We start from the raw sequence: 2581 nt of genomic DNA, 5'->3' as shown, positions 1-2581 counted from the left end.
GTAAGCGCGAATTTCTCCGCACCTTCTGCAATTGAGTGAGCTTTGGCATGAGGTGTCCACCTAAAAGAGGTGGACACCAAGTGATGGATGAAGGTCAAAAACTCGCGGTACGACTGGTCGGTCGGAATGGAAGGCGGCGCTTCGATCAAGGGTCGAAAGATCGCCTTGTTACAGCCTGCCTTGGGCCCGGTGCATCAGTATCGAAACTTGCGCGAGAACACGGGGTCAATGCGAACCTCGTTTGGAAATGGATCAGGAAACACACCCAGGCACATCCACCATCGCCGTCTTCGACATCTGCGTTTATTCCGGTCCAGATCGCCGCCGCGAGCAGCAAGTTCGACCATGAGATGCCCGCCACGGATCGCGAAGAGGTATTGCCGAAGGCGGAGAGGAGCGGCCCGCTGTCCTCTCCAGCAAAGGTGAGCGCGTCACTGCCGAATGGTGTGAGATTGACGCTGGAGTGCGACGATCTCAGCGGATTAACAGCGATCATAGGAGCGTTGGGTCATGTTCAGACTAGGCGCTGATCTCAAGGTCTACCTGCATCGGGAGCCGATCGACTTCCGCGCGGGCATCAACAGTCTTGCGGTCCTGGTGCAGGAGGTGATGGAGCTTGACCCGTTTGCGCCTGCGGTCTTTGCCTTTTGCAATCGCCGTCACGACCGGATGAAGCTCCTGTTTTTTGATCGGTCCGGTTTTGTCATGATCCTGAAGAAATTGACCGAGGACAAGTTCCGATGGCCCCGTCGCGAGGTGCCGGTGGTCATGCTGACGACAGAGCAACTGCATTGGATACTAGACGGCATCGATATCGATGCGATGATCCGCCATCCGGTGCGGCAATATCAGATCGTCGGCTGAGGATGGCGAATTGAGCTGTTGACGCGCAGAAGCGGTTCAGATTCAAAACTAGGATGACTCGAACCGGCGATCCTAGTGTTGCAGAGCTGATGGCGCAGTTGGCGGCCAATGCTGCCGAAATCGCTGCGCTCAAAGCCGAGAAGGAAGTGCTCTCGCGGCGGGTCGTCAAGCTGGAAGAGGAACTGGCACTGGCAAAGCTCCATCGCTTTGCCCCACGCAGCGAAAAGCATATTGATCGCCTCTTCAACGAGGCCGAAGAGGCTGACGTGGATGGCAGCGAGGAAGGCGATTTTGTCGGGCTTCCGGACACAGGCCTACCGGCGGTCGAAGGCACAACGGGAAAGAAGCGTGGCCGCAGGCCTCTGCCGGAAGACCTGCCACGCGAGCGTGTCGAATATGACCTCCCCGACGATCAGAAGGCTTGTCCCTGTTGCCAGGATCAGATGCATCGCATGGGCGAGGCTGTTACCGAGCAGCTCCATATCGAGGTCAAGGCAAAGGTCCTACAGAATGTGCGGTTCAAGTACGCTTGCCGCCATTGCGACCGCACCGGGATCAACACGCCTGTCGTGATCGCCCCCATGCCGACGCAGCCCCTGCCGGGCAGCATCGCTACCGCCTCGACGCTGGCCTTCGCGCTCGTCCACAAATACGTCGACGGTACACCGCTCTACCGCGTGGCGCAGACATTCGAGCGTGCCGGTGTTCCGATCAGCCGCGGGGCTCTTGCTCATTGGGTCATCGGTTCGAGCGAGAGGCATCTGCACCGCATCTATGACGCTCTGAAACTGCGGCTTCAATCGCAGCCTCTCATTCATGGCGATGAGACGACGGTTCAGGTCCTCAAGGAAAGGGACAAGGAGGCCACCAGCACCTCGTATATGTGGGCCTATCGGAGTGGTGAGGATAGTGAAGAGCCGATCGTGCTTCTCGACTATCAGCCTGGCCGCGGCCAGATCCACCCGCAGACCTTCCTTGGTGACTACCGCGGCATATTGGTGAGCGATGGCTACACCGCGTGGCGCACATTGCATGGCGCAACCCATGTCGGATGCATGGCTCATTCCCGGCGGCGCTTCGTTGAGGCCCTCAAAGCCAGAAAGAAAGGCGGAGGCCCGCCGGAGCAAGCTCTCAGGTTCTTCGAGCAGCTCTACCGGCTCGAAACGCGGGCGCGAGACGAAAAGCCCGACGTCGGTGAAACTCAGGCCGACTGCATTCACCGCTTCCGGCAACAGCACAGCTTGCCTGTCCTGGCCGCCCTGAAGGCGTGGCTCGACAACATCGCGCCGAAGGTCGTGCCAGATACCAAGCTCGGCGACGCCGTTTCCTACACTCTAAACCAATGGGATTATCTGACTCGCTACACCAGCGATGGCAGGATGCCGATCGATAACAATATTCTGGAGCGGGATATCAGGGTCTTTGCCACCGGAAGAAAATCGTGGCTGTTCAGCGATACCGCTGACGGAGCCAAGGCCAGCGCAGTGATCTATAGTTTGATGCTGACGTGCCGCGCCTGTGGCGTCGACCCACTCACTTGGCTGCGCCACGTGCTTGCAGAGTTGCCGCAGCGCGACGAAGCGGCCGAGATCGGCGACTTGCTACCGTTCAACTTCTCCAAAACATCCGTGGCCTAGTGGAGCCGGATATCGCTCCCCATGCGGGGGCGATTTAGCCGTGAAGCAAGCCGTCAATGCGCATGGAAAATCGCGCTTAC

3 protein-coding genes are annotated in these 2581 nt (G+C 58.8%); all 3 read left to right on the top strand.

The window, feature by feature from the left end:
- Positions 1-80 precede the first annotated feature (80 nt).
- From tnpA to tnpC, 3 genes are read left to right on the top strand one after another with little or no spacing between them, the layout of a single operon-like run.
- Positions 81-530, top strand: coding sequence for an IS66-like element accessory protein TnpA (gene tnpA, locus LPJGGPFB_RS32825; RefSeq protein WP_173424104.1), 450 nt, complete (start codon positions 81-83; stop codon positions 528-530).
- Positions 511-864, top strand: a complete 354-nt coding sequence (tnpB, locus tag LPJGGPFB_RS32820; RefSeq protein WP_173424103.1) for an IS66 family insertion sequence element accessory protein TnpB — start codon at positions 511-513, stop codon at positions 862-864. The genes tnpA and tnpB overlap by 20 nt, the downstream gene beginning before the upstream one ends.
- Before the next feature lie 53 nt (positions 865-917).
- Positions 918-2501: an IS66 family transposase gene (gene tnpC / locus LPJGGPFB_RS32815; protein ID WP_173424102.1), complete on the top strand. Its 1584-nt coding sequence runs from the start codon at positions 918-920 to the stop codon at positions 2499-2501.
- Positions 2502-2581: the final 80 nt, after the last annotated feature.

Source organism: Ensifer adhaerens (genome assembly GCF_013283195.1).
GTDB lineage: Bacteria > Pseudomonadota > Alphaproteobacteria > Rhizobiales > Rhizobiaceae > Ensifer > Ensifer adhaerens_G.
Note: the sequence above shows the minus strand (reverse complement) of the source record. Positions and strands in the feature narration are given on the sequence as shown.